We start from the raw sequence: 25,735 nt of genomic DNA, 5'->3' as shown, positions 1-25,735 counted from the left end.
GGTCAAAAGGGCAGGCTGAGGGCGGGGTCGACCGCTTTCAGCTGGGTGCGGAACACGTCCTTGATGCGTTCCAGTTCGTCCTGGGTGTCCGCCTCGAAGCGCAGCACCAGCACCGGCGTGGTGTTGGAGGCGCGTACCAGGCCCCAGCCTTTAGGGTAATCCACGCGCACGCCGTCGAGGGTGGTGAGGTTGGCTTCGCCCCACTGGCCGCGGGCCTGCAGCGCCTCGATCAGGGCGAACTTGCCCTCGTCGGTGACGGTGATGTTGATTTCCGGGGTGGAGATGTCCAGCGGGAAGGCGGAGAACACGCGCTCGGCGTCACGCTTGTCCTGGCTGATGATTTCCAGCAGGCGCGCGGCGCTGTAGATGCCGTCGTCGAAGCCGAACCAGCGCTCCTTGAAGAAGATGTGGCCGCTCATCTCGCCGGCGAGCAGGGCGCCGGTTTCCTTCATCTTCTTCTTGATCAGCGAGTGACCGGTCTTCCACATCACCGGACGGCCGCCGTAGCCGCTGATCAGCGAGATCAGGCGACGGGTGCATTTCACGTCGAAGATGATGTCGGCGCCTGGGTTGCGCGAGACCACGTCCTTGGCGAACAGCATCAGCAGGCGGTCCGGGTAGATGATGGTACCTTCGTTGGTCACCACGCCCACACGGTCGCCATCGCCGTCGAAGGCCAGGCCGATGTCGGCGCCGGTTTCCTTGACCTTGGCGATCAGGTCTTCCAGGTTTTCGGGCTTGCCCGGGTCCGGGTGGTGGTTGGGGAAGGTGCCGTCGACGTCGCAGTACAGCGGGATCACGGTGCAGCCCAGGGCTTCGATCAGCTGCGGGGCGATCACGCCGGCCACGCCGTTGCCGCAGTCCACCACCACTTTCAGCGGCTTGGCCACGGCGATGTCATCGCGAATCTGCTGGAAGTAGCGCGGCAGGATGTCGAGTTGCTGCACGCTGCCCACGCCGGTGGCCAGGTCGTTCTTCTCGATGCGCTCGCGCAGGGCCTGGATCTGTTCGTTGGCCAGGGTTTCGCCGGCGACGACGATCTTGAAGCCGTTGTAGTTCGGCGGGTTGTGGCTGCCGGTGAGCATCACGCCCGACTTGCCTTCCAGGACGTTGGCCGCGTAGTACAGCACCGGGGTCGGCACCATGCCGATGTCGGTGACGTTGCAGCCGCAATCGAGCAGGCCCTGGATCAGTTGCTGCACCAGCTCGGGACCGGACAGGCGGCCATCGCGGCCGACGCTGACGTTCGGTTCGCCGCGCGCCAGGCTCTCGGAGCCGATGGCTCGACCCACCCAGTAGGCGGTCTCGGCGGTCAGGGTATCGCCGACCACGCCACGGATGTCGTAGGCGCGGAAGATACTGGCGGGCAGTTGCGGGGCTTTAGGCGTGCTCATAGCGGTGGTTTGCTCCAATCCCAGGAGGTCCTGGTCTTCATCAAGTATGTCGATATCCAGAATGTCGGTGCTCTGGAATTGCGGGTCGACCAATGGCGTCTCGGTGGCAGCAGCCGGGGCGCGCGCCGGGGTGGCCACGGGGGCCGGTTGGGCGGGAGCGTCGGCGCTGCTGGCACCGGGGGTTTCGGCTTTGCGACGTGGTTGGCGGGCCAGCGCCTGAGCTACGGCCTGCAGACTTGGCAGGCTCAGCTCAGGAACTTTGGCAGTGCGTTGGCCGGCGAGTTCCTGAGCGAACTGGCCGAGGGTCTGGGCGTCCTTGTTCACACGGCGCTGCAGGCCGCTCTGCGCGAGATAGGCGCCGAGCAGCGAGCCGGCCAGGGCGAGCAGGGCGGCGAGACCGAGCAGGACGGGGGAGTAGAGCGGTGCGACCAGGGCCGGGCCTGCGGTGAAGCTGAGCTTCCAGTTCGGATTGCCGCTACTGAGCGGTTGCGCTGGAGCGTCGGCGGCCTGGCCGGACTGCAGCAGCACTTGCGCCGGCGAATTGCCGAATTGCTGGGCCAGTTGCAGTTGGCCGACATCGGCGGGCATCGATGGCAGGCCATTGAGCAGGCGTTGCAGATCGAACACCAGCAGCAGGCTGCCCTGGATCGAGTTGTCCGCGGCGCGCAGTGCGGTGGCGCTGTAGAGGAGCCAGCGCTGACCGACCTTGTAGGCCTCCGGGGCGACCACCTGGCCACTTTCGACGCGGTGCAGCATGTCCAGCACCGCGTAGTTGAGCGGGCCGGGGCGCTGGCTGTCCTGCGCGGCCTGGCCGTTGGCGTTCAGGTGGACGTCCACCAGGCCGTCCAGACGCCATTGTGCGAGGGCTTTTTCCAGCGCGGCGATGCGGGTGGGGTCATTGCTCTGCAGCGTCGGCAGCAGCTCCGGGTTGCCGGCGATGGTGCGACTGTCGGCGGCCAGCTGATTCAGCGATTGGCGCAGGGCGCCGGCCTGGTTTTCCGACCAGGCGCTGGCCAGTTGCTGGCGATGAACCTGCTCGGCACTGCCGAACAGGCTGAACCAGAGCAGGGCGCCAGCGGCGGCGACACCGGCAGCGGTGGCGCCTATCGCGGGCACCAGGGGCTTCAGATCGACCTTTGCGGCGGCGGGCGCGCGCTTGCTGGCCTTGCCTGCCGGTACGATCTCCGGCAGGTCACCTGCGTCCTTGGCGGTGCGTTGGAAAAGTTTCATGCAACGTCTCCTCGGCGATTCATCCTGAAGTGAGCGATCAGTGGCTGCCCGAATGTCCGAAACCGCCGGCGCCGCGCTGGGTTTCGTCGAAGGTTTCGACCAGCTCGAAGTGCGCCTGCACCACCGGCACCAGCACCAGTTGCGCGATGCGCTCGCCCACGGCGATGTTGAAGGCGCTCTGGCCGCGGTTCCAGCAGGAGACCATCAGCTCGCCCTGGTAGTCCGAATCGATCAGTCCGACCAGGTTACCCAGCACGATGCCGTGCTTATGGCCCAGGCCCGAGCGCGGCAGGATCATCGCGGCCAGGCCCGGATCGGCGATGTAGATCGACAGGCCGCTGGGGATCAGCACGGTCTGGCCCGGTTCGAGGACCAGGTCTTCCTTGAGCATGGCGCGCAGGTCGAGGCCGGCGGAACCCGGGGTGGCGTACTGCGGCAACGGGAATTCGTTGCCCAGGCGGGGGTCGAGGATCTTGGCTTGCAGAGAGTGCATTGAGTTCTCAGTGTCGTTTGGTGCGGTCAGCGATGAAGGCGATCAGCTGGCGGGCGATCTTGCCCTTGCTGGTCTGGGCGAACGCAGTTTCGTGCAGCCCGCGGTCGATGACCGTGATGGCGTTCTCTTCACTGTTGAAGCCGATCGACGGATTCGCCACGTCGTTGGCCACGATCAGGTCGAGATTCTTGTCCTTGAGCTTGCGCGAGGCGTACTCGAGCAGGTTCTCGGTCTCGGCGGCGAAGCCGACGCTGAACGGGCGGTCGCTGCGCTGCGCGAGGGTGGCGAGGATGTCCGGGTTGCGTACCAGCTGCAACAGCAGGCCGTCGCCTTTGGTGGGGTCTTTCTTGAGCTTCTGCGACGCGACCACTTCCGGGCGGTAGTCGGCCACGGCGGCGGCGGCGATCAGGATGTCCGCCGGCATCGCGGCCTCGCAGGCGGCGAGCATGTCGCGGGCGCTGACCACGTCGACGCGGTTGACCCGGTCGGGCGTGGGCAGGTGCACCGGACCGGTCACCAGGGTCACGCGGGCACCGGCTTCGGCCGCGGCTTCGGCCAGGGCGAAGCCCATCTTTCCGGAGCTGTGGTTGGTGATGTAGCGCACCGGGTCGATGTTTTCCTGGGTGGGGCCTGCGGTGATCAGTACGTGCTGGCCGGTCAGGTCCTTGAATTCGAAGCAGTCGGCGGCGCGTTGTGCCAGCTCTTCGGCTTCCAGCATGCGGCCGGGGCCGACATCGCCGCAGGCCTGGCTGCCGGCGGCGGGGCCGAAGAAGTGCAGACCGCGCGAGCGCAGCAGTTCGGCATTCACCTGGGTGGCCGGGTCGCGCCACATGGCCTGGTTCATGGCCGGGGCGAGGGCGATCTGCGCGTCGGTGGCGAGCACCAGGGTGGTCAGCAGGTCGTTGGCGATGCCCTGGGCCAGGCGCGCCATCAGGTCGGCGGTGGCCGGGGCGATCAGCACCAGGTCGGCCCAGCGGGCCAGCTCGATATGGCCCATGGCCGCTTCTGCTGCGGGGTCGAGCAGGTCCAGGTGCACCGGATGGCCGGACAGCGCCTGGAGGGTAAGCGGGGTGATGAACTCGCGGCCGCCCTGGGTCATCACGACACGCACCTCGGCGCCCTGATCGCGCAGGCGGCGAACCAGTTCGGCGCTCTTGTAGGCAGCGATGCCGCCGCCGACGCCCAGGACGATGCGTTTACGATAGAGCCGCTGCATAGGTCAGCCTTGATTTACGGAAATGGATGACGCGCGCTGAAGCCGGCGACGCCTCCCCAGGCCCCCGGCTGCGCGAAGCGAGGGGGGTAAGATATCACAGCGCCCGCATGGGAACAGCGGGCTGGCGTGACTGGGAGGTCTAGTGAGCATTCGTGATTGGCCCGCGGCGGAGCGCCCGCGGGAGAAACTCCTCGAACGAGGGGCGGCGAGCCTGAGCGACGCCGAGCTGTTGGCCATCTTCCTGCGTACCGGCGTGGCCGGGTGCAGCGCCGTCGACCTGGCGCGGCGGCTGCTGGGTGAGTTCGGCAGCCTGCGCGCGCTGCTGGAGGCCGATCTTGAGTCGTTCTGCAGCCACTTGGGCCTGGGCGTCGCCAAGTTTGTGCAGTTGCAGGCCGTGCTGGAAATCGCCCGGCGCCACCTCGCCGAGCAGCTTAGCCGCGACTCGGCCCTGGAAAGCCCGCAGGCGGTGCGCGATTTCCTAAAGGCGCGGCTACGCCACGAGCCCCATGAGGTGTTCGCCTGCCTGTTCATGGACAACCGGCACCGGGTGCTGAGCTTCGAGGTGCTGTTCCACGGCTCCATCGACAGCGCCAGCGTCTATCCCCGGCAGATCGTGAAGCGCGCGTTGGCGCACAATGCGGCTGCGCTGATCCTCACCCACAACCATCCCTCGGGCATCTGCGAGCCGAGCCAGTCCGACCGCCTGCTGACCCGGCGCATCATCGATGCGCTGGCGCTGATCGACGTGCGCGTGCTCGATCACTTCATCGTCGGCGATGGTGAGCCGCTGTCGATGGCCGAGTACGGTTGGCTGTAGCCCGCCGTACTCGACTCAAGTGGTCAGAAGGTGATCCTGGAGTAGTCCTGGCGGCCGAACGGGCTCACCGCATAACCCTTCACGTCCTTGCGGATGATCGCCGAGGCCGTCGGGTGGGCCAGCGGCAGCCACAGCGCCTGGTCGTGGATGATCTGCTGCGCCTGGTGATACAGCTCGCTGCGCTTGGCCTGGTCGGCCAGCGTCTTGCCCTGGCTGATCAGGCCGTCGAGCTTCTCGTCGCAGTAACGGGCGAAATTGAGCCCGGACTTGACGCTGGCGCAGGAGAATTGCGGGGTGAGGAAGTTGTCCGGGTCGCCATTGTCGCCGGCCCAGCCCATGAACAGCAGGTCATGCTCGCCGGCCTTGGCGCGGCGGATCAGCTCGCCCCATTCGATCACGCGGATTTCCGCCTGGATGCCGACCTTCGCCAGGTCCGACTGCAGCAGTTGCGCACCGGTGCTGGGGTTGGGGTTGAGCAGGCTGCCAGAGGGGCGGGTCCAGATCGTGGTCTTGAAGCCGTCCTTCAGCCCGGCCTCGGCCAGCAGGGCACGGGCCTGGTCCGGAGCGTACGGGTAGCCGGGGATGTCCTTGGCGTAGCTCCAGGTGTTCGGCGGGTAGACGCCGTCGGCGGGGGTGGCGCTGCCGGCGAAGACTGCCTGCAGGTAGCTGCGCTTGTCGAAGGCGAGGTTGATCGCCTGGCGGACCTTGGAGTTATCCAGCGGCGCATGCTGGCTGTTGATGCCGACGAAGGCGGTCATGAAGGCCGGGGTCTGCACCACCTTCAGGTCAGCGGTCTTGGCGGCCGCCTCGACGTCCACCGGCTTGGGCGACAGGGCGATCTGGCATTCGCCCTGCTTGAGTTTCTGGATGCGCACGGCGGCGTCCGGGGTGATGGCGAACACCAGGTTATCCACCGCCGGCTTGCCGCCGAAGTATTCGGCGTTGGCGGCGTAACGCACCACGGCGTCCTTCTGGAAGCGCTTGAAGACGAAGGGGCCGGTGCCGATCGGCTGGGCGTTGAGCTTCTCCGGCGTGCCGGCCTTCATCAACTGGTCGGCGTACTCGGCGGAATAAATAGAGGCGAACCCCATGCTCAGCATCGGCAGGAAGGTGGCATCCGGGTGGTTCAGGGTGAAGCGCACGTGGTGGGCGTCGACCTTCTCCACCGCTTTCACCAGGCTTGGCAGTTGCATCGACTGGGCGTGGGGGAAGCCGCTTTGCGCCACCTTGTGCCAGGGCTGCGTGGGGTCGAGCATGCGCTGGAAGCTGAACACCACGTCGTCGGCATCCAGCGCGCGGCTGGGCTTGAAGTAGTCGGTGTGATGGAACGTCACCGCGTCGCGCAGCTGGAAGTCATAGGTCAGGCCATCGGCGGAGACCGTCCAGCGCTCGGCCAGGCTCGGGACCAGTTCGCCGCGGCGGGCGTCGAAGTCCACCAGGCGGTTCATCAGCACGTCGGCCGAGGCGTTGGTGGTGGTCAGCGAGTTGTACTGGACCACATCGAAACCTTCGGGGCTGGCTTCGGTGCAGACGCTCAGCGAGGCGGCGCTGGCAAAGGCCGGGGCAATCAGCAGGGCAAGCAGGGCGAGACGCATGACGGACTCCGTGTGAGCTGGCAAGATGCCCATCCGCGAGGCTGGGCGGGTCATGCAAGGCTGATGGCAGCCTCGAAGGAGCTACCCTAGACCAAGCCGCCGCCCGTCACAACGATGACAGGCGACGAACGGCAGCAGTGCCATGCCCCACGGGGGCTGGCGTCCGCTTCCCGGAGTGGTGCTCGCCCTTGCAGCGCGAAGTGTCTTTCTGATATAAAGCTGCGCTCTTTTCTGGGGCCCTGCTCTGATCTTGCGACCCGATCGCGGCGATGTGGCAGTTAAGACCCCGGTGAAACTGAGAATCCAATTGAGTTAAGCAGCCAACCCATGCCGGGTTTGGCATGTGGTTTACAGAGGGCTGAGCCATGTCGAGAGTTTGCCAAGTGACCGGTAAGGGTCCGGTTACCGGGAACAACATTTCCCACGCACACAACAAAACCCGCCGCCGTTTCCTGCCGAACCTGCAGCACCACCGTTTCTGGGTTGAGTCCGAGAAGCGCTTCGTGCGTCTGCGCGTTTCTGCCAAAGGCATGCGTATCATCGACAAGCGTGGCATCGAGGCCGTTCTGAACGACCTGCGCGCCCGCGGCGAAAAATTCTAAGGAGCACCGTCATGCGCGAACTGATCCGTCTGGTGTCCAGCGCCGGTACCGGCCACTTCTACACCACCGACAAGAACAAGCGTACCAAGCCTGAGAAAATCGAGATCAAGAAATACGATCCGGTTGTTCGCAAGCACGTGATCTACAAGGAAGCCAAGATCAAGTAATTGATCTTCGCCCTTGTGAAGAAACCCGCCCCTCGTGGCGGGTTTTTTCTTGCCCGCAGTTTGCCCATCCGGGCGGCGGGCACAAAAAAGCCCGCCGATTGGCGGGCTTTTTCACATCTGGCCGATCAGGCCTTCTGCTCGAAGATCACGTAGACCTTGCGGCAGGGCTCCAGCACTTCCCAGGTGCCGCTGAAGCCGGCCGGAATGACGAAGCGGTCGCCCACGCGCACTGTCTTGGCGCCGCCGTCGGCGTCGCGGATCACCGACACGCCCTGGAGGATCTCGCAGTATTCGTGCTCGGTGTAGCTGACATTCCAGTGGCCCGGCTCACCTTCCCAGATGCCGACGTTGAACTGGCCGCAGGGGCTGGCGTAGTGGTTGCGCACGTTCTGCGCCGGATCGCCCTTGATGATGCGCTCGGGAGCGGGGCGGTAGTGTTCCGGGGCGGTGGTGGCCTGGGCGAAATCGACGATCTGATCGACTTTCATGACGGTCTCGATTCTTGTGTGTTGTTGGCGAGCGAGGCGCCTGCACGGTGGGCGCCGTTGGATATTCCGTTCGGTGCCGACTATGAAAGACCTTCCAGCACCGATCAGAGGGGAGTCTATGTTTAATAAAACGAACGTGACAAGGCTGTTTTGCCGTCTAGTGTAAAAAATATTGAAAATTACCGCCCTCCGGTTTAGGGTGGCGGACAGCATGCGTTTGCTCCGCCTTGCGGAATATTTGACAGCGCGCCCGCACCGGGCGCCTGGACCTTAGATAAGTACATTAATAAGAGGACACGTTGTCATGGGTACCCTCACTCGCGCCGATTGGGAAGCTCGCGCCAAGGATCTGAAGATCGAAGGCCGCGCCTTCATCAACGGTGAATACGTCGCCGCCGTCTCCGGCGACACCTTCGATTGCATCAGCCCGGTGGACGGCCGCTTCCTGACCAAGGTCGCCAGCTGTGACCTCGCCGATGCCGAACGTGCCGTGCAGGTTGCCCGTGCCGCCTTCGACTCCGGCGTGTGGTCGCGCATGGCGCCGGCCCAGCGCAAGAAGGTGATGATCCGCTTCTCCGAGCTGCTGCTTGCGAACGCCGAAGAACTCGCCCTGCTGGAAACCCTGGACATGGGCAAGCCGATCAGCGACTCGCTGAGCATCGACGTGAACAGCGCCGCCAACAGCCTGCGCTGGAGCGGTGAAGCGATCGACAAGATCTACGACGAAGTCGCCGCCACCGCCCACAACGAACTGGGTCTGGTGACCCGCGAGCCGGTGGGCGTGGTCGCTGCCATCGTGCCGTGGAACTTCCCCCTGCTGATGACCTGCTGGAAACTCGGCCCGGCGCTGTCCACCGGTAACTCGGTGATCCTCAAGCCCTCCGAGAAGTCCCCGCTGACCGGCATCCGCATCGCCCAGTTGGCCATCGAGGCCGGTATCCCGAAAGGCGTGTTCAACGTCCTGCCGGGCTTCGGCCACACCGTGGGCAAGGCCCTGGCCCTGCACATGGACGTCGACACCCTGGTGTTCACCGGTTCGACCAAGATCGCCAAGCAGCTGATGGTCTACGCCGGCGAATCGAACATGAAGCGCGTCTGGCTGGAAGCCGGCGGCAAGAGCCCGAACATCGTCTTCGCTGACGCGCCGGACCTGAAGGCCGCCGCCGAAGCCGCCGCCAGCGCCATCGCCTTCAACCAGGGCGAAGTCTGCACCGCCGGCTCCCGCCTGCTGGTGGAAAAGTCGATCAAGGCCGAGTTCGTGCCGATGGTCGTCGAAGCCATCAAGGCCTGGAAGCCGGGCAACCCGCTGGACCCGGAAACCAACGTCGGTGCGCTGGTCGACACCACCCAGATGAACAACGTGCTGAGCTACATCCAGGCGGGCCACGACGACGGCGCCAAGCTGGTGGCCGGCGGCAAGCGCACCCTGGAAGAGACCGGCGGCACCTACGTCGAGCCGACCATCTTCGACGGCGTGACCAACGCCATGCGCATCGCCCGTGAAGAGATCTTCGGCCCGGTGCTGTCGGTCATCGAGTTCACCGATGCCGAGGAAGCCGTACGCATCGCCAACGACACTCCGTACGGCCTGGCCGCTGCGGTATGGACCAGCGACCTGTCCAAGGCGCACCTGACCGCCAAGGCGCTGCGCGCCGGCAGCGTGTGGGTGAACCAGTACGACGGTGGCGACATGACCGCTCCGTTCGGTGGCTTCAAGCAGTCCGGCAACGGCCGCGACAAGTCGCTGCACGCGTTCGACAAGTACACTGAACTGAAAGCCACCTGGATCAAACTCTAAGGACGGTTCGTAGGGGCTGCGCGTCGGCCATGCTGCGTTGAGAACGAATTTTGGCTGCTCATTTACAGAAGTAAACTCCGCACCAAAATTCGCTCTCGCCTTGCCTGGCTCTAGCTCGCGCCCTCCGTGGCGAACTTGGCGATTCAAAGTTTTTAGGTCGGCCCCGCTCGGGGCCGCTCTGACAAGAGCCAAACCTGCGGCCGGGTTTCCTTTGGGAAGCCCGGCCGTTTTGCATTGCGCATCGGGCGTCTTCACTGGCCCGGAGTGCGCTCCGGATGGAACAGGAGAAAGACAATGCGTTGGGGTGCTTATTCTGCGGTCTGCCTGTCGGTCATCAGCATCGGCCTGGCCCTCGGATTGACCATGCCACTGGTATCGCTGCGCCTCGATGGATGGGGCTACGGCAGCTTCGCCATCGGCGTGATGGCGGCGACGCCCGCCGCCGGTGTGCTGCTCGGCGCCATGCTCGCCGGCCGGCTCGCGGCGCGTTTCGGTACGCCGCGGCTGATGCAGTTGTGCCTGATTTCGGGTGCCTTCTCGGTCGGCCTGCTGGCGCTGCTGCAGAGCTATCCGATCTGGCTGGTCCTGCGCCTGCTGATCGGTGTGCAACTGACCGTGGTGTTCATCCTCGGCGAGAGCTGGATCAATCAGCTGGCCGTCGAGAAATGGCGCGGTCGCCTGGTCGCCCTGTATGGCACTGGCTATGCGCTGAGCCAGCTGTCCGGTCCGGTGCTGCTGACCTTCATCGGTACCGCCGACGACCGCGGCTTCTGGTTCGCCGTGTGCCTGCTGGTCGGCGGTTCCCTGCTGTTGCTGGGTCGTGGCGGCGCGCCCAAGGTCGACCCGCACAGTGCCTCCGGGCGCGGGCTGTTCGGCTTCTGCGCCAAGCTGCCGGCGATCGCCTGGGCGGTGGTGCTGTTCGCCGGCTTCGAGGCGATGATCCTCACTCTGCTGCCGGTCTACGGCGTGCAACAGGGCTTCACCCAGGCGGTGGCGCTGGCGATGGTCAGCACGGTGGTGGTCGGCGATGCGCTGTTGCAATTGCCGATTGGCTGGCTGGCCGACCGCATCTCCCGGCAGACGCTGTTCAAGGGCTGCGGCACGGTGCTGCTGGCCAGCAGCCTGGGCATTCCGCTGCTGCTGCACAGCCCGGCGATCTGGCCAGTTCTTGTGTTGTTTGGTGCCAGTGCCGGCGGGCTGTTCACCCTGTCGCTGATTCTCATCGGCGAGCGCTACCGGGACGACGCCCTGGTGCGCGCCAATGCCCACATCGCCCAGCTCTGGGGCATCGGCTGCCTGATCGGCCCGCTGGCCACGGGCGCCGCCAGCCAGTGGATCAGCGGTCATGCGCTGCCGATGGTGATGGCGCTGGGGGCGGCGGGTTTCGTCGTGCTGGTGTCCTTCCGCGGCCTGCCGCCGGTGATGCAGGCGACCGACGCCGAGCTGCAGCAGGAGCGCTCCTAGAGCATCTTCTCCAGCCCGATGGCGCCGGCGATCCAGGCATTGAAGCGGCGCCACAGGCTGCCCGGCTCGTGGTGCCGGGTATGGCGCTCGCCGTCGCGCTCGTTGACCCAGACCAGGCGGGGCGGACTGCTGTTGCGGTCGATCTTCACCTGGTAGCTGACGTTCGGCGACATGCCGGCCAGCGCCAGGCTACGCACCTGTTCGGCGAGCTCCGGACTGTCGACGATGACCCCGACCTCGGTGTTCCACAGTACCGAGCGCGGGTCGAAATTCAGCGAGCCGACGAACACCTGCCGGCGATCGAAAACCGCCGCCTTGCTGTGCAGGCTGGCGCTGCTGGAGCCGCGCACCATCCAGGGCGCGCCGTCGATGCGCCGGTCCGGTTGGGCGCGCAGCTCGTAGAGCTTCACCCCGTGTTCCAGCAGGGCCATGCGATACGGCGCATAACCGGCATGCACGGCGGGTACGTCGGTAGCTTCCAGCGAGTTGGTCAGCAGGCGCACGCTGACGCCCTGGTCGGCGCGTCGGGTCAGATAGTCGAGCCCGGCGCGGGTGGGCACGAAGTACGCCGAGACCAGTATCAGCTCGTGAGACACCCCGTCGAACAGCGGTTCGAGCTGGGTGCTCAGCATCTGGCCGGGCCTGGGCTCGTTCTGGTTGAGCACCTTCAGCGGGTCGTCCCAGATGGCGCGGGACGGCGCCCACACCAGGTCGTCCAGCCAGTTGTCCAGGTGTGGCCGGTTGCTGTTGCGGTTGAGCCGCGCGATGTAGCCAGAGCGTTTGACCCGCGCGCGCTCCAGGTAGCGGTCGAGCCGGCGCCTCATGCGGTCCAGCTCGACCTTGTCCGGCCGGTCCCACAGGTAGTCATCGATGGGGCGGCTCAGGGCGCTGTTCCAGTACTGGTCGAAGCTCAGCCCGAGCGACTGAGCGATCGGCCCGACACCGAGCAGGTCGAGGTCGCTGAAGTTCATCTCGGCCTTGGCGTCGAAGTACTCATCCCCCAGGTTGCGGCCGCCGACGATGGCCACGCTGTCGTCCGCCAGCCACAGCTTGTTGTGCATGCGCCGGTGTTGCTCGGAGAGATTGAGCAGGCGCCCCATGTTGCGGGTGATGCCGGTGCTGCGGCCCAGGTGCAGCGGGTTGAACAGGCGGATCTGGATGTTCGGGTGGGCGGCGAGGGTGCCCAGCTCGTAGTCCCAGCCGTCGCTGCTGGTGTCGTCGATCAGCACGCGCACGCGCACGCCCCGGTCGGCGGCGTGCAGCAGCTCGCGGATCAGCGCGCGGGTGGTGAGGCCGTCGTGGACGATGTAGTACTGGATGTCGAGGCTGCGCTGGGCCTTGCGGATCAGCTCGGCGCGGGCGAGGAAGGCGTCGATGCTGGAGGCCAGCAGGTGGAATCCCGACTCACCCGGATGCGCGGCGGCGCGCTCGCGCACTGCGCTGTCCAGCGCGGTCCCTTGCGCGGGGAGGGTGTGCGACGGGGTGGGCGGCGGCGCGCTGGCGCAACCACCAAGGAGCAGCAAGGCCAGCAGCAACAGGCGTGAAAGCAAGAAAGGGTCTCCGACAGGCCGCCCGGGGCGGACTGCCGGAGATTCTAGCCGTTGCTCGCTGCAGGTGGTCAGCTGGAGAGCGCTTCCTTGAAGCGATACCAGGCCATGCCCAGTGCCAGCAGCGGCGAACGCAGCAGCTTGCCGCCGGGGAAGGTGATGTGTGGAACCTTGGCGAACAGCTCGAAACCGTTGCTGTGCTGGCCGGCGATGGCTTCGGCGAGTAGCCGGCCGGCCAGGTGCGTGGCGTTCACCCCGTGGCCGGCATAGGCCTGGGCGAAGTACACGTTGGGCTGGTCGGGCAGGCGGCCGATCTGCGGCAGGCGGTTGGCGCCGATGCCGATCATGCCGCCCCACTGGTAGTCGATGCGCACGTTGGCCAGGTGTGGGAATACCTTGAGCATCTTCGGCCGCATGTAGGCCGCGATGTCCGCCGGGTCGCGGCCCGAATAGTGGCAGGCGCCGCCGAACAGCAGGCGGTTGTCGGCCGAGAGGCGGTAGTAGTCCAGCGCCACGCGCTGGTCGCACACCGCCATGTTCTGCGGCAGCAGGGCATGGGCCTGCTCGGCGGAGAGTGGCTCGGTGGCGATCACGTAGCTGCCGGCGGGCAGCACTTTGCCGTCGAGGTAGGGGTTCAGGCCGTTCTGGTAGGCGTTGCAGGCGATCACCAGGGTCTTGGCGAGCACACTGCCACCGGCGGTGCGCACGCGCACTTCGCGGCCGTAGTCGATCGTGATCACCTTGGAGTTCTCGAACAGGCGCACGCCCAGGCTCTGCGCCACGGCAGCCTCGCCCAGGGCGAGGTTGAGGGGGTGCAGATGGCCTGAGCCCATGTCTACCATGCCGCCGACGTAGAGGTCGGAGCCGACGATGGAGCGCATTTCCTCTTTCGGGACCATGCGCAGTTCGTGGCGGTAGCCGAGGCCCTTCAGTTCATCGAAGTCTTCCTGGAAGCCTTCGACGTCGGAAGGCTTGTTGGCGAGGTCGCAGTAGCCCCAGGTCAGGTCGCAGTCGATGCCGTATTGCTCGACGCGGCGGCGGACGATTTCTACCGCTTCCAGGCCCATCAGCTTGAGTTGGCGCACGCCGTCGGCGCCAATTACCGGTTCGAACTGCTCGACGCCGTGGCCGACACCGCGGATCAGTTGCCCGCCATTACGCCCGCTGGCGCCCCAGCCGATCTGGTGGGCCTCCAGCAGCACCACCGAGAGACCGCGCTCGGCCAGCTCGATGGCGGTGTTCAGCCCGGAGAAGCCACCGCCGATGATGCACACGTCGGCCTTTTCCTCGCCGGCCAGGGGCGGCACTTCGATGCGTCGGTTGGCGCTCGCGGCATAGTAGGAAGGGGCGTGATGGTCGGTGTGCACCGGCTGGTGAACGCGGGCGTTCATGTGCGATATCCTGATTTTTGTGTTGTTAAAATTTTACGCAGGATAAACGCCGACTTCCCGCCACGCCAAGAGCTGGAGCCGTAAAAAGAGCCTGAATGTTGTAAAAGTTCGGCAGATTGCCGCGATCAGCCAGAATTCAATCCGGAATCGGCAGAGTCAGGCTTTCTTTTACCTCTTCCATGACGATGTAGCTCTTGGATTCGCGCACGTGCGGCAGCTTGAGCAGGATGTCGCCCAGCAGCTTGCGGTAGGAGGCCATTTCCGAGATGCGCGCTTTCACCAGGTAGTCGAAGTGGCCCGACACGAGGTGGCACTCCAGCACGTGGGGCAGCTTGAGCACCGAGCGGCGGAAGTCCTCGAAGGTATCGCCGGACTTGTAGTCCAGGCTGATCTCGACGAACACCAGCAGGCTGGCCTTGAGGTACTGCGGGTTGAGGCGGGCGTTGTAGCCCATGATGATCCCCTCGCGTTCCAGTCGCCGCACCCGCTCGGTGCACGGTGTGGTGGAGAGGCCGACCCGCTCGCCCAGTTCGGTGAAGGAGATGCGACCCTCCTCCTGCAGGATGCGCAGGATGTTGCGATCGATCTTGTCCAGTTCGCGGCGGCTTTGATGCTGGGTTCTCATCGGAATGACTCGGAGGTCGGCCTTGGGGGAATATCGGCAATATAGTCGGTTGCGCAGGGAATATCACTGGCAACGCTTGAACTTCCGCCGCTCGTTGGCCAGCCTGTACACCTATTACTCCCGCCGCAAGGCGCGGAGCCAGACGTTTTCCCGGAGCCTGGCATGTCGCTACCGCGCCTGCGCACTGTCCTTCTGCTGCTGTTGCTGATCCTGGCGCTGGCTGCGGGCGGCTTGTGGCTGGCCGTGCCGCGGTTGCTGGCTGGCGCCGGCGTGAGTATCGAGCAGTGGCAGGGCTTGGGTATTTCGCGCGCGGGGTTGCTGCTGGAGCACCTGGCGTTGCAGCGGCAGACCCCGGAGGGCGGGCGGATCGCGGTGCGCCTGGAGCAACTGAAACTGGGCTGGCCGCAGCATGCGGACGACCGCTGGCGGCTGGCGGAGGTCTCGGTCGAAAGCGTCGACGTGCGGCAGTGGCCGGACGCGGTGGCGACAGGGAGCGACGGTGCGCTCCCCGCGCCGGAACAACTGGCGCGCTGGCTGGCGCTGCTGCCTGGCCGTCTGGCCCTGGAGCGGGTGAGCGTCGAGCTGCCCTGTGCTCGCCAACAGCGCTGCACGCTGAACGGCAGCGCGCATTGGGAGCAACTGCAGGGTGGCGCCGCCGCCCTGGGCGGGGAGGTGCGCCAGGGCGGCCAGCAGTTGGCTTTCAACGGACTGCTGCAGCCCGGCGAGGGGCAATGGCGCCTGCAGCTGGACAGTTTTCTGGATAACCAGCCGCTGCTGTCCCTGCAGTCCAGCTGGGCACCGGCCAGCCGCCAGTTGTCCGGAACCCTGGCCAGCCCGGCCGTGCCGCCGATCCAGGCGGTGCGCAACTGGCTGGGCATTTGGCTGCCGACCCCCAACCTGCCGCTGCCGATACCCGAAGCCGGGCGCCTGCGCCTGAACTGGGACACTACCCTGGCTGGTGATGCCGCCTGGCCGGACTGGCCGGGGCTGCGTGATGGCCGGGGTAACGTCGATCTTGCCTTGCAGCTCTCCCAGCCGTGGCCGCTGCCCGGCCTGGGCAACCTGCAGGGGGACCTGCGGCTGGTCGCCAACGCCGGTGAAAAAGGTTGGCGGCCCTCGGTGGTTGGCGGCGATCTGCGCTTGTCCGATCTCTATGGCGACTGGCTGCAGGCGCTGCCGGTCGGACTTCGCCCGGCGCGCCTGACGCTGCACCTGGAGCCCGGCGTGGACGATGAAGCCGGCAGCGTGCGGGCAGATCTGCGCGCCGTGGGTGCCGCCGATCTGCGCCTGCGCTCACGTGTGGCTTTGCTGGAAGCCACGCCGTTGGCGCTGCAATTGAATGAGGCACGGCTGGAGGGCAAGGTCCCGCATCTGGAACTGGCCGGCGTGCGCGCGGACAACAGCCGCGTCGATCTGAGTTTCGATGGTCGCGTGGATGAGCAGTCGGCGACCCTGGCCTTCGCCGCCGGCCCGCAACTGCAGATCGGCAGCCTGAACGGGCCGCAAGGGCTCAGGATCAGCAAGTTCAGTGCGACCCTCGGCAAAGGTGCCTTCAACCTGGCGTACCCCGCTGACACACCGCTGGGTCTGCAACTGGCCGCGCCGCTGCAACTGGCGTTGGGCGAGCTGCGCCAGGCGCACCTCAAACCTCTGGCCTGGAACGCCAAGGGTGACCTGTCCGTCAGCCTTGATGCCCAGCAGTTCAAGGGTCAGCTGCAGAACGGCGGCGGACTTGACGCAACGGTCGACCTGACCAACGCCGCCGGCAAGGGCCTGAGCCTGGGCGCGCGTCTGCCGGAATTTTTCCTGCGCACCGGCAACCCGCTGGAAAAGTCACTGGCCGACTGGCCGCCGCTGCTCAGTCTGAACAGCGGCAAGGCGAGTCTGGACCTGAACTGGCGCCTGTCGCCGGGCAGCGCGCCGCAGAGCCTCGACCTGAACCTGCGCGGGCAGGGGCTCGAAGGCGTCTACGACCGCAGCGAAGTCCACGGGCTGGACCTGCAGGCGAAGGTCGACCTGAAAGGCTCGCAGCTGGAGCTGCAATTGCCGCAACTGAAGGTCGCTGCGCTCAACCCCGGCGTGACCCTGGGGCCGCTGTCGCTGCAGGGCAGCTACAAGGCATCGCTGAAGGCCCCGATGGCCGGCCGTGTCGATTGGCAGCAGGCGGAGCTGGCGTTGTTCAATGGTCGCGCCTGGCTACCGGCGGGCGCGGTGGATCTTTCCGCGCCGGGCCAGGGTCAGATGCTCAGGCTGGAAGGCCTGTCGCTGGAGGCAATCCTCAAGGCCTATCCCGCCGAAGGGTTGACCGGCACCGGGACCCTCGACGGCACCCTGCCGTTGCGCCTGGAGAAGGGTAAATTGAATGTTCACGGCGGGCAGGTCGCGGCGCGCGAGCCGGGTGTGTTGCAGTTCCGCTCGGAGAAGATCCGCTCGCTGGGCCAGAGCAACCCGGCCATGCAGTTGCTGGCGACCGCCATCGACGATTTCCGCTACGACAAGCTCTCCAGCACGGTGGATTATGATGACACCGGCAAGCTGCTGCTCGCCCTGAGCCTGAGCGGGAGCAACCCCGCACTGGAACAGGGCCGGCCGATCAACCTCAACGTCAACCTGGAGGAGAACGTGCCCAAGCTGCTCACCAGCCTGCAACTGAGCGACCGGGTCAGCGACACCATCCGCAAGCGCGTGCAGGAACGCCTGCGCAATGACCCGGCCGCCGCGCCATGACCGCAAGGAGAACCCCGATGCGCCTCCGCGCCTTACTTCCTTTCCTGCTCCTGGCGGGCCTCGTCCAGGGCTGCACGCCCACCGTGCAACTGGCGGCGCCCAAGGAGCCGATCAATATCAACCTCAACGTGAAGATCGAGCACGAGATCTACATCAAGGTCGACAAGGCGCTCGACGGCATCATCAACGAGAACAGCGGCCTGTTCTGAGAAGGAGCCTTTTCATGAGATTGCACCGCAAACTGGGCACCGCGCTGATCGCCCTCTGCCTCAGCCTGCCGGTCATGGCGATGAGCCTGGAGCAGGCCATGTCCGCCCTCGGTGGCGCCAAGTCCCAGGGCCTGGTCGGCGAGCAGGCCGACGGCTACCTGGGCGTCGTCAGCAACAGCGGACAGGCTGCCGACATCGCCGCGCAGATCAACGCCGCGCGCCGCGCCGAGTACCAGAAGGTCGCCAGCCAGAGCGGCGCCACGCTCAAGGACGTGGAAAGCCTGGCCGGCGAGAAGGCCATCGAGCGCACGCCGTCCGGGCAGTACGTGCAGGTCAACGGCCAGTGGGTGCGCAAGTAGGCATCCCAAGGGAATTTCCCTGCTTGTCACCGCTCGCGGCGACAAGCAGGGGGGTTGCCGGCGGAAGCAGCTAAATCGTGCTGGCTGAATCTTGTGCGAGAGAAATTCCGGCAGATTGATAGTCGTTCGATATTTCTTCCTGTTCTGGTGAAATATTCGCCAGATACTCGACCATCCGGTCTCGGGTGAAAATACCCTGATCCTGGTGGATGTCCCTCCGCTAAACCGAGTTTTGCCAGGATTTTTCGTCAAATACCGCATCGCAAACAGTGAATATCGCTGATCGGGACTTCCTATACTGCGCGCATCTACGTTCAGAATAAAAAACGTCCGTGTCCCTGACGCGGCGTGGGAGGCAAAAATGCGTGTTCTGGTGCTTGGCAGCGGTGTGATCGGTACCGCCAGTGCTTACTATCTCGCCCGTGCCGGCTTCGAAGTGGTCGTCGTCGACCGCCAGCCTGGTCCGGCCCTGGAAACCAGCTTTGCCAACGCCGGCCAGGTCTCCCCTGGCTACGCTTCGCCCTGGGCCGCCCCGGGCATCCCGCTGAAAGCCATGAAGTGGCTGATGCAGACCCACGCGCCCCTGGCTATCAAGCTGACCGGCGACCCGAGCCAGTACGCCTGGATGTGGCAGATGCTGCGCAACTGCAACGCCAAGAGCTACGCGGTGAACAAGGAGCGCATGGTGCGTCTGTCCGAGTACAGCCGCGACTGCCTCGACGAACTGCGCGCCGAGACCGGCATTTCCTACGAAGGCCGCTCCCTGGGCACCACCCAGCTGTTCCGCACCCAGGAGCAGCTCGACGCCGCCGCCAAGGACATCTCGGTCCTGGAAAGCACCGGCGTTCCCTATGAAGTGCTGGATCGCGCCGGCATCGCCCGCGTCGAGCCGGCCCTGGGCAAGGTGGCCGACAAGCTGGTCGGCGCCCTGCGCCTGCCGAACGACCAGACCGGCGACTGCCAGATGTTCACCACCAAGCTGGCTGAGATGGCCAAAGCCCTGGGCGTGGAATTCCGCTTCGGCCAGGACATCCAGCGCCTGGACTTCGCCGGCGACCGCATCAACGGCGTCTGGGTCGATGGTCAGCTGGTCACCGCCGACCGCTACGTGCTGGCACTGGGCAGCTACTCGCCGCAGATGCTCAAGCCGCTGGGCATCAACGCCCCGGTCTACCCGCTCAAGGGCTACTCGCTGACCGTGCCGATCACCAACCCGGACATGGCGCCGACCTCGACCATCCTCGACGAAACCTACAAGGTCGCGATCACCCGTTTCGACCAGCGCATCCGCGTCGGCGGCATGGCGGAAATCGCCGGCTTCGACCTGTCGCTGAACCCGCGTCGCCGCGCCACCCTGGAAATGATCACCACCGATCTGTACCCGGAAGGCGGTGACGTCAGCAAGGCCGAGTTCTGGACCGGCCTGCGCCCGGCGACCCCGGATGGCACCCCGATCGTCGGTGCCACCCGCTACCGCAACCTGTTCCTCAACACCGGCCACGGCACCCTGGGCTGGACCATGGCGTGCGGCTCGGGCCGCTACCTCGCCGACCTGATGGCGAAGAAGCGCCCGCAGATCAGCACCGAAGGTCTGGACATTTCCCGCTACGGCGATGCCTCGGAGGCCCAGAATGGCCATCCTGCGCCTGCACACTAATCAGCGGATGAGCCAGGTCGTCACCCACAACGGCACGGTGTACCTCGCCGGCCAGGTAGCGGACGATCTCTCCGTTGGCGTCGAACAGCAGACCCGCGAGGTCCTGGCCAGCATCGAGCGCCTGCTCGACGAGGCCGGCACCGACAAGTCGCGGATCCTTTCGGCAACCATCTACCTGAAGGACGTCGCGGCCGACTTCGCCGGCATGAACGGCGTCTGGGACCAGTGGGTCCCGCAGGGCTGCGCCCCGGCCCGCGCCACCGTCCAGGCGGCGCTGTGCTACCCGGAGATCCTCGTCGAGATCTCCATCGTCGCCGCACTGCCCTGATTGTTTTTTGCGTGGCCCGGCCGTAGCGCCGGGTTTTTTTCGCTCGTTTTATCCGCGTCTGTTTCAACCTAAAAAGAGAGTCTCGCCATGCGTCCCGCCCGTGCCCTGATCGATCTTGCCGCCCTGCGCCACAATTACCGTCTGGCCCGTGAAGTCAGCGGCGCCCGAGCGCTGGCGGTGGTCAAGGCCGACGCCTACGGCCATGGCGCCGTGGTCTGTGCCCGTGCCCTGGAGGGCGAGGCCGATGGTTTTGCTGTGGCCTGCATCGAGGAAGCACTGGAGCTGCGTGAAGCCGGCATCCGCGCGCCGATCCTGCTGCTGGAAGGTTTCTTCGAGGCCAGCGAGCTGGAACTGATCGACGCCCATGATTTCTGGTGCGTGGTGCACTCGGCCTGGCAGCTGGATGCCATCGAGCGCGCCCGTCCGAGCAAGCCGCTCACCGTGTGGCTGAAGATGGACTCGGGCATGCACCGCGTCGGCTTCTTCCCGCAGGACTATGCCGCCGCGCTGGCTCGCCTGAAGGCGCTGCCCCACGTGGCCAAGGTCGTGCTGATGAGTCACTTCTCCCGTGCCGACGAGCTGGATTGCCCGCGCACCGAGGAGCAGGTCGCCGCCTTCCAGGCCGTGCGCGAAGCCGCGTGCCAGGGCCATGAGGTCAGCCTGCGCAACTCTCCCGGCATCCTCGGCTGGTCCGACGTGCCCAGCGACTGGGTGCGCCCCGGCATCATGCTCTACGGCGCCACTCCGTTCGAACAGGCGCACCCGCTGGCCGATCAACTGCGCCCGGTGATGACCCTGGAATCCAAGGTCATCAGCATCCGCGAACTGCCCGCCGGCGAGCCGGTGGGCTACGGCGCGCGCTTCGTCGCCGATCGCCCGGTACGCGTCGGCGTGGTCGCCATGGGCTATGCCGACGGCTATCCGCGCCATGCGCCGGACGGCACGCCGGTGTTCATCGACGGCAAGCCCAGCCGCATCATCGGCCGCGTGTCCATGGACATGCTCACCGTTGATCTGACCGACCTGCCGCAAGCCGGCCTGGGCAGCCGCGTCGAACTCTGGGGGCCGAACGTCCCCGCCAGCCAGCTCGCCGCGCTCTGCGGCAGCATTCCCTACCAGCTGTTCTGCAACCTCAAGCGCGTGCCGCGGGTCTATAGCGGCGAGTGACGGATACCGTCCGTAAAGTTTGCGCAGGATCGACAGCCGATCTGTTGTAAATACTGAACGGTGTTGCCATGATACGTGGCACTTGGAACCCGCTCGGCTCAAGCCGTTGGCGGGTTCTGCCTTTCAGCGCCTGCCTGAACACAAGAATAAGGAGGACCCCACCCTTGGACGTCGGTGCTCGTCTGCAAGCCATCCGTAAGCTCAAAGGTTTGTCCCAGCGCGAACTCGCCAAACGGGCGGGTGTGACCAACAGCACGATCTCGATGATCGAGAAGAACAGCGTCAGCCCCTCCATCAGCTCGCTGAAGAAAGTGCTGGGTGGTATTCCGATGTCCCTGGTCGAGTTCTTCTCCCTGGACCTGGAGCAGAACAGCAACACTCCGGTGGTCTACAAGGCAGACGAACTCAGCGACCTGTCCAGTGGCTCGATCATCATGAAGCTGGTTGGCAAGGACTATCCCAGCCGCGCCATCACCCTGCTCGACGAGACCTATCCGCCGGGCTCCGACACCGGCGACGACATGTATGCCCACGAAGGCGAAGAGACCGGCGTACTGGTTGAAGGCCGTCTGGAGCTAACCGTCGGCGACGAGACTTTCGTCCTCGAACGTGGCGACAGCTACTATTTCGACAGCACCAAGCCCCACCGTTTCCGCAATCCGTTCGATGCCCCGGCGCGGCTGATCAGCGCCACCACACCGGCAAATTTTTGAACAGCCGGTAGGACCGGCCAGACCAGCTGCGACCTAATGCCGCAAGGCCCGGCAAGGCAGAGCAATTGTTTCGAGCTTGCCGGCTTTGCCGTTATACTTGCGCCCGCCCGCGCGGCCCGAGACCGTGATGACTGCTACCGCGCCCGGGTGTGATAAGCCACGATGAGGGTGAAAGGGTGAACCTGATTAAAAAAATGCTGGCAGCCCAAGCTGCCGTGCTGGCCCTGTGGGCTGTAAGCGCTCAGGCCGCGACCAACGATGACGCCATTGCCAAGCGTCTGGAACCAGTGGGGAAAGTCTGCGTGCAGGGTCAGGAATGCGCAGGCGTTGGCGCCGTGGCTTCGGCCGGTGGCGGTGGCGCTCCGCGTTCGGGCGAAGAGATCGTCGGCAAGGTCTGCACCAACTGCCACGGCAGCGGCCTGCTGGGCGCGCCGAAGATCGGCGACAAGGCCGACTGGGGCAAGCGTGCGAAGGAACAGGGTGGTATCGACGGCCTGCTGGCCAAGGCCATCTCCGGCATCAACGCCATGCCGCCGAAGGGCACCTGCGCCGACTGCTCGGATGACGAGCTGAAAGCCGCGATTCATCACATGTCCGGCCTGTAATCGCCGACCTGTGCCGAAAGAGCCGCCTCCGGGCGGCTTTTTCATGTCCGCGATTTACCGGGTGGTGTGCGGTGAGGTCGGTCTGGACTCCTGCCGTGGACGCGAGGCTGGCCGGCCGTTTTCGTAGGAGCGGAGCTTCTCCGCGATTCGCCGGTAGGCGGCCGTGCGGCGGGGAAGATTCGCGGACAAGTTCCGCTACTACGGGGAGGGCATGCCCTGATCGCATGCATGAAAAAAGGCGGGCCCTTGCGGTGCCCGCCTTTTTCATTGAGCGGTGGATCAGTCCTCGAGGAACTCGACCTTGCCGCTCGCCAGGGACTTCACCCGGGCCAGGGACTCCACGCGATAGCCTTCGCTTTCCAGCAGGGCGCGGCCTTCCTGGAAGGACTTCTCGATGACGATGCCCAGGCCCGCGATGCTGGCGCCCGCCTGCTGGATCAGGTCGATCAGCGCCTTGGCCGCGTGGCCGTTGGCGAGGAAATCATCTACTACCAGCACGTGGTCGGCGGCGGTCAGGTGCTTGGCGGAGATGGCGATGGTGCTTTCGGTCTGCTTGGTGAAGGAGAAGACCTTGGAGATCAGCAGGTCGTTCTTCAGCGTCAGCGACTGGAACTTGCGGGCGAAGATCACCGGGATGCCCAGCTCGAGGCCGGCCATGACCGCCGGGGCGATGCCCGAGGCTTCGATAGTGACGATCTTGGTGATGCCCTGGTTCTTGAAGCGTTCGGCGAACTCGTGGCCGATCTGCTTCATCAGCGCCGGGTCGATCTGGTGGTTGAGGAAGGCGTCTACCTTGAGGACCTGTTCGGAAAGAACGATGCCTTCGCTGCGAATTTTGTCTTTGAGAGTGTTCACGGGGGTGCTTCCGGAGCGGCTGCCGCTGATGAAGCGCGTAATTCTACAACGCCAGTGGGGTTCTGCGCGACGTTCCGACCAATGCAATTGCTGATCAGGTGGACAGTTTTTCGAGGGAGGGAGACTGCTGGCCATCGTAGGGCGTACAACCGTTCGCGGTTGTACGCCGATACACCGACCTCACCGCCAACTCCGTAGCGAATTTCGGAGTGCCGTGAGACCGGGGTCAGTCGGCGTATGACGCGGAGCGTCATACGCCCCACGGTGATCAGCGCTTGAGCATCGCCCGGATATCCGCCAGCGCGGAGTTGCCCTTGGCCACCTTGACCTCCACCGGCGCGTCTTCCTGGCCTTCCCAGACCAGGTCCTCCGGCGGCAGCTCGTCGAGGAAACGGCTGGGCGAGCAGTCGATGATCTCGCCGTACTGCTTGCGCTTGGCGGCGAAGGTCATGGCCAGGTTCTTCTTCGCCCGGGTGATGCCCACGTAGGCCAGGCGCCGCTCTTCCTCGATGGTGTCGGCCTCGATGCTGGAGCGGTGCGGAAGGATTTCTTCTTCTACGCCGAGAATGAACACGTAGGGGAATTCCAGGCCCTTGGACGCATGCAGGGTCATCATCTGCACGCCCTCGGCGCCTTCTTCCTCTTCCTGCTGGCGTTCCAGCATGTCGCGCAGCACCAGCTTGGCGATGGCCTGCTCGATGGTCATGTCGCCTTCTTCGTCGCGCTCCAGGGTGTTCTTCAGCGCATCGATGAGGAACCAGACGTTGCCCATGCGGAAATCGGCGACCTTGTCGCTGGACGCGTTCTGCCGCAGCCAGTTCTCGTAGTCGATATCTATCACCATGCTGCGCAGCGCGCCGATCGGGTCGTTGCCGGCGCACTGCTCGCGGACCTTGTCGATGAAGCGCTTGAAGCGTTGCAGGCGCTCGATGTAGCGGGCGTCCAGGTGTTCGGACAGGCCCAGCTCCCCGGCGGCGTTGAACATCGAGCAACCGCGCTCGGTGGCATAGTTGCCGAGCTTCTCCAGGGTCGCGGAGCCGATTTCCCGGCGCGGCACGTTGATCACGCGGAGGAAGGCGTTGTCATCGTCCGGGTTCACCAGCAGGCGGAAGTAGGACATCAGGTCCTTCACTTCCTGGCGTCCGAAAAAGCTGGTGCCGCCCGACAGACGATAGGGAATCTGGTGGTGCTGAAGTTTCAGCTCGATCAGCTTCGCCTGATAGTTGCCCCGGTAGAGGATGGCGAATTCGCTGTAGGGCCGCTGCGTCTTCAGGTGGATGGTGAGGATTTCCACGGCCACCCGCTCGGCCTCGGCTTCCTCGTTGCGGCAGCGGATCACCCGGATCGGGTCACCTTCGCCCATCTCGCTCCACAGCTGCTTCTCGAACACGTGGGGGTTGTTGGCGATGAGGATGTTCGCGCACTTCAGGATGCGGCTGGTGGAGCGGTAGTTCTGCTCCAGCATCACCACCTTCAGCGAGGGGAAGTCTTCCTTCAGCTGCATCAGGTTTTCCGGGCGCGCGCCCCGCCAGGCGTAGATCGACTGGTCGTCGTCGCCCACCACGGTGAAGTGCGCGCGCTGCTGCACCAGCATCTTCACCAGCAGGTACTGGCTGGCGTTGGTGTCCTGGTACTCGTCCACCAGCATGTAGCGCACGCGGTTGCGCCACTTATCGAGGATTTCCGGGTGCTCCTGGAACAGCTTCACCGGCTGCAGGATCAGGTCGTCGAAGTCCACCGCGTTGTAGGCTTTGAGCGTGCGCTGGTAATGCAGGTAGACCATCGCGGCGGTCTGTTCCTTGGGATTGCGCGCCTTTTCCAGCGCTTCTTCCGGAAGGATCAGGTCGTTTTTCCAGCCACCGATCAGGTTCTTGATCTCGTCCAGACCGTCATCGCCGGAATACTCCTTCTGCATGATGTCGGTCATCAGCGCCTTCACATCGCTCTCGTCGAAGATCGAGAAGCCGGGCTTGTAGCCCAGGGCCGCGTGCTCCTTGCGGATGATGTTCAGGCCCAGGTTGTGGAAGGTGGAGACGGTCAGGCCCTTGCCCTCGCCCGGGCGCAACAGGGTGCTGACGCGCTCTTTCATCTCGCGGGCGGCCTTGTTGGTGAAGGTCACGGCGACGATGTACTGGGCGCGGATGCCGCATTGCTGCACGAGGTACGCGATCTTGCGGGTGATCACGCTGGTCTTGCCGGAGCCGGCGCCGGCCAGCACCAGGAGCGGGCCGCCGACGTAGTTCACGGCCTCTTGCTGCCGGGGATTGAGTCGGGACATGAAGGGCGGG

23 protein-coding genes are annotated in these 25,735 nt (G+C 65.3%); 13 read left to right on the top strand and 10 right to left on the bottom strand.

Annotated elements, in window-relative coordinates; all coding sequences use genetic code 11:
• Window positions 1-2: 2 nt before the first annotated feature.
• Genes O6P39_RS26180 through coaBC form a run of 3 tightly spaced genes read right to left on the bottom strand, consistent with a single transcriptional unit; the run spans window position 3 to window position 4,333 of the window.
• Window positions 3-2,624, bottom strand: a complete 2,622-nt coding sequence (locus O6P39_RS26180) for a phosphomannomutase/phosphoglucomutase (protein WP_275609266.1) — start codon at window positions 2,622-2,624, stop codon at window positions 3-5.
• Between the two features lie 37 nt (window positions 2,625-2,661).
• Complete coding sequence (gene dut / locus O6P39_RS26175) at window positions 2,662-3,117, bottom strand: dUTP diphosphatase (RefSeq protein ID WP_275609265.1); 456 nt, start codon at window positions 3,115-3,117, stop codon at window positions 2,662-2,664.
• Window positions 3,118-3,124: 7 nt separating this feature from the next.
• Entirely contained in the window at window positions 3,125-4,333 is a 1,209-nt protein-coding gene (coaBC, locus tag O6P39_RS26170; protein ID WP_275609264.1) for a bifunctional phosphopantothenoylcysteine decarboxylase/phosphopantothenate--cysteine ligase CoaBC, read from the bottom strand.
• Between the two features lie 142 nt (window positions 4,334-4,475).
• Here coaBC and radC point away from each other — a divergent pair, with 142 nt between their 5' ends.
• A complete protein-coding gene (gene radC / locus O6P39_RS26165) occupies window positions 4,476-5,150 on the top strand; it encodes a DNA repair protein RadC (RefSeq protein ID WP_275609263.1) in 675 nt (224 codons plus the stop codon).
• 23 nt (window positions 5,151-5,173) lie between these two features.
• On the opposite strand, the gene O6P39_RS26160 is transcribed toward radC, so the two are convergent.
• Entirely contained in the window at window positions 5,174-6,745 is a 1,572-nt protein-coding gene (locus O6P39_RS26160; RefSeq protein ID WP_275609262.1) for an ABC transporter substrate-binding protein, read from the bottom strand.
• A 365-nt stretch (window positions 6,746-7,110) separates the two neighbouring features.
• Here O6P39_RS26160 and rpmB point away from each other — a divergent pair, with 365 nt between their 5' ends.
• Together rpmB and rpmG are read left to right on the top strand one after the other, a co-directional pair.
• Complete coding sequence (gene rpmB / locus O6P39_RS26155; protein WP_009614118.1) at window positions 7,111-7,347, top strand: 50S ribosomal protein L28; 237 nt, start codon at window positions 7,111-7,113, stop codon at window positions 7,345-7,347.
• Between the two features lie 11 nt (window positions 7,348-7,358).
• Window positions 7,359-7,514, top strand: a complete 156-nt coding sequence (rpmG, locus tag O6P39_RS26150; protein WP_017520721.1) for a 50S ribosomal protein L33 — start codon at window positions 7,359-7,361, stop codon at window positions 7,512-7,514.
• Between the two features lie 125 nt (window positions 7,515-7,639).
• Here the strand turns inward: rpmG and O6P39_RS26145 are convergent, their stop codons facing one another.
• Window positions 7,640-8,002, bottom strand: a complete 363-nt coding sequence (locus tag O6P39_RS26145; protein ID WP_152227320.1) for a cupin domain-containing protein — start codon at window positions 8,000-8,002, stop codon at window positions 7,640-7,642.
• A 304-nt stretch (window positions 8,003-8,306) separates the two neighbouring features.
• Between O6P39_RS26145 and O6P39_RS26140 the strand changes: the two genes are divergently transcribed.
• Together O6P39_RS26140 and O6P39_RS26135 are read left to right on the top strand one after the other, a co-directional pair.
• Window positions 8,307-9,800 (top strand): aldehyde dehydrogenase, encoded by a 1,494-nt coding sequence (locus O6P39_RS26140; RefSeq protein WP_275609261.1) that lies wholly within the window; start codon window positions 8,307-8,309, stop codon window positions 9,798-9,800.
• Window positions 9,801-10,094: 294 nt separating this feature from the next.
• A complete protein-coding gene (locus O6P39_RS26135) occupies window positions 10,095-11,264 on the top strand; it encodes an MFS transporter (RefSeq protein ID WP_275609260.1) in 1,170 nt (389 codons plus the stop codon).
• Here O6P39_RS26135 and O6P39_RS26130 read toward each other — a convergent pair.
• The 3 genes from O6P39_RS26130 to dadR form a co-directional block, all read right to left on the bottom strand.
• Complete coding sequence (locus O6P39_RS26130) at window positions 11,261-12,814, bottom strand: phospholipase D family protein (RefSeq protein ID WP_275609259.1); 1,554 nt, start codon at window positions 12,812-12,814, stop codon at window positions 11,261-11,263. The genes O6P39_RS26135 and O6P39_RS26130 overlap by 4 nt on opposite strands.
• Window positions 12,815-12,882: 68 nt before the next feature.
• A complete protein-coding gene (locus tag O6P39_RS26125) occupies window positions 12,883-14,202 on the bottom strand; it encodes an FAD-binding oxidoreductase (RefSeq protein ID WP_275609258.1) in 1,320 nt (439 codons plus the stop codon).
• A 136-nt stretch (window positions 14,203-14,338) separates the two neighbouring features.
• On the bottom strand, window positions 14,339-14,827 hold the full coding sequence (dadR, locus tag O6P39_RS26120; RefSeq protein WP_015479539.1) for a transcriptional regulator DadR: 489 nt from the start codon (window positions 14,825-14,827) through the stop codon (window positions 14,339-14,341).
• A 162-nt stretch (window positions 14,828-14,989) separates the two neighbouring features.
• Between dadR and O6P39_RS26115 the strand changes: the two genes are divergently transcribed.
• The 8 genes from O6P39_RS26115 to O6P39_RS26080 all read left to right on the top strand — a co-directional run bounded on the left by O6P39_RS26115 (window position 14,990) and on the right by O6P39_RS26080 (window position 22,592).
• Complete coding sequence (locus O6P39_RS26115) at window positions 14,990-17,554, top strand: YdbH domain-containing protein (protein WP_275609257.1); 2,565 nt, start codon at window positions 14,990-14,992, stop codon at window positions 17,552-17,554.
• Between the two features lie 17 nt (window positions 17,555-17,571).
• Complete coding sequence (locus O6P39_RS26110) at window positions 17,572-17,763, top strand: YnbE family lipoprotein (RefSeq protein WP_275609256.1); 192 nt, start codon at window positions 17,572-17,574, stop codon at window positions 17,761-17,763.
• A gap of 14 nt (window positions 17,764-17,777) precedes the next feature.
• Window positions 17,778-18,122, top strand: a complete 345-nt coding sequence (locus O6P39_RS26105; RefSeq protein WP_275609255.1) for a YdbL family protein — start codon at window positions 17,778-17,780, stop codon at window positions 18,120-18,122.
• Window positions 18,123-18,483: 361 nt separating this feature from the next.
• Entirely contained in the window at window positions 18,484-19,779 is a 1,296-nt protein-coding gene (gene dadA / locus O6P39_RS26100) for a D-amino acid dehydrogenase (protein ID WP_275609254.1), read from the top strand.
• Window positions 19,754-20,107, top strand: a complete 354-nt coding sequence (locus O6P39_RS26095; RefSeq protein WP_275609253.1) for a RidA family protein — start codon at window positions 19,754-19,756, stop codon at window positions 20,105-20,107. The genes dadA and O6P39_RS26095 overlap by 26 nt, the downstream gene beginning before the upstream one ends.
• Before the next feature lie 87 nt (window positions 20,108-20,194).
• On the top strand, window positions 20,195-21,274 hold the full coding sequence (alr, locus tag O6P39_RS26090; RefSeq protein ID WP_275609252.1) for an alanine racemase: 1,080 nt from the start codon (window positions 20,195-20,197) through the stop codon (window positions 21,272-21,274).
• Window positions 21,275-21,438: 164 nt separating this feature from the next.
• Complete coding sequence (locus O6P39_RS26085; RefSeq protein ID WP_207886750.1) at window positions 21,439-21,987, top strand: cupin domain-containing protein; 549 nt, start codon at window positions 21,439-21,441, stop codon at window positions 21,985-21,987.
• 176 nt (window positions 21,988-22,163) lie between these two features.
• Window positions 22,164-22,592, top strand: coding sequence for a cytochrome c5 family protein (locus O6P39_RS26080; protein WP_331319575.1), 429 nt, complete (start codon window positions 22,164-22,166; stop codon window positions 22,590-22,592).
• A 279-nt stretch (window positions 22,593-22,871) separates the two neighbouring features.
• On the opposite strand, the gene O6P39_RS26075 is transcribed toward O6P39_RS26080, so the two are convergent.
• Both O6P39_RS26075 and rep read right to left on the bottom strand, forming a co-directional pair.
• A complete protein-coding gene (locus O6P39_RS26075; RefSeq protein ID WP_275609250.1) occupies window positions 22,872-23,447 on the bottom strand; it encodes a xanthine phosphoribosyltransferase in 576 nt (191 codons plus the stop codon).
• A 268-nt stretch (window positions 23,448-23,715) separates the two neighbouring features.
• Window positions 23,716-25,725 carry a DNA helicase Rep gene (gene rep / locus O6P39_RS26070; protein ID WP_275609249.1) on the bottom strand — a complete coding sequence of 670 codons (2,010 nt, stop codon included), beginning with the start codon at window positions 25,723-25,725 and terminating at the stop codon, window positions 23,716-23,718.
• Window positions 25,726-25,735: the final 10 nt, after the last annotated feature.

This window comes from Pseudomonas sp. PSE14 (assembly GCF_029203285.1).
GTDB lineage: Bacteria > Pseudomonadota > Gammaproteobacteria > Pseudomonadales > Pseudomonadaceae > Pseudomonas.
The sequence above is the reverse complement of the archived record's forward strand: the minus strand, read 5'-3'. Positions and strand labels throughout refer to the sequence as shown.

Coding starts and splice junctions, on each gene's coding strand:
- O6P39_RS26180 (WP_275609266.1), bottom strand. CDS start 2,624: ATGAAACTTTTCCAACGCACCGCCAAGGACGCAGGTGACCTGCCGGAG.
- dut (WP_275609265.1), bottom strand. CDS start 3,117: ATGCACTCTCTGCAAGCCAAGATCCTCGACCCCCGCCTGGGCAACGAA.
- coaBC (WP_275609264.1), bottom strand. CDS start 4,333: ATGCAGCGGCTCTATCGTAAACGCATCGTCCTGGGCGTCGGCGGCGGC.
- O6P39_RS26160 (WP_275609262.1), bottom strand. CDS start 6,745: ATGCGTCTCGCCCTGCTTGCCCTGCTGATTGCCCCGGCCTTTGCCAGC.
- rpmB (WP_009614118.1), top strand. CDS start 7,111: ATGTCGAGAGTTTGCCAAGTGACCGGTAAGGGTCCGGTTACCGGGAAC.
- rpmG (WP_017520721.1), top strand. CDS start 7,359: ATGCGCGAACTGATCCGTCTGGTGTCCAGCGCCGGTACCGGCCACTTC.
- O6P39_RS26145 (WP_152227320.1), bottom strand. CDS start 8,002: ATGAAAGTCGATCAGATCGTCGATTTCGCCCAGGCCACCACCGCCCCG.
- O6P39_RS26140 (WP_275609261.1), top strand. CDS start 8,307: ATGGGTACCCTCACTCGCGCCGATTGGGAAGCTCGCGCCAAGGATCTG.
- O6P39_RS26135 (WP_275609260.1), top strand. CDS start 10,095: ATGCGTTGGGGTGCTTATTCTGCGGTCTGCCTGTCGGTCATCAGCATC.
- O6P39_RS26125 (WP_275609258.1), bottom strand. CDS start 14,202: ATGAACGCCCGCGTTCACCAGCCGGTGCACACCGACCATCACGCCCCT.
- dadR (WP_015479539.1), bottom strand. CDS start 14,827: ATGAGAACCCAGCATCAAAGCCGCCGCGAACTGGACAAGATCGATCGC.
- O6P39_RS26115 (WP_275609257.1), top strand. CDS start 14,990: ATGTCGCTACCGCGCCTGCGCACTGTCCTTCTGCTGCTGTTGCTGATC.
- O6P39_RS26110 (WP_275609256.1), top strand. CDS start 17,572: ATGCGCCTCCGCGCCTTACTTCCTTTCCTGCTCCTGGCGGGCCTCGTC.
- O6P39_RS26105 (WP_275609255.1), top strand. CDS start 17,778: ATGAGATTGCACCGCAAACTGGGCACCGCGCTGATCGCCCTCTGCCTC.
- dadA (WP_275609254.1), top strand. CDS start 18,484: ATGCGTGTTCTGGTGCTTGGCAGCGGTGTGATCGGTACCGCCAGTGCT.
- O6P39_RS26095 (WP_275609253.1), top strand. CDS start 19,754: ATGGCCATCCTGCGCCTGCACACTAATCAGCGGATGAGCCAGGTCGTC.
- alr (WP_275609252.1), top strand. CDS start 20,195: ATGCGTCCCGCCCGTGCCCTGATCGATCTTGCCGCCCTGCGCCACAAT.
- rep (WP_275609249.1), bottom strand. CDS start 25,725: ATGTCCCGACTCAATCCCCGGCAGCAAGAGGCCGTGAACTACGTCGGC.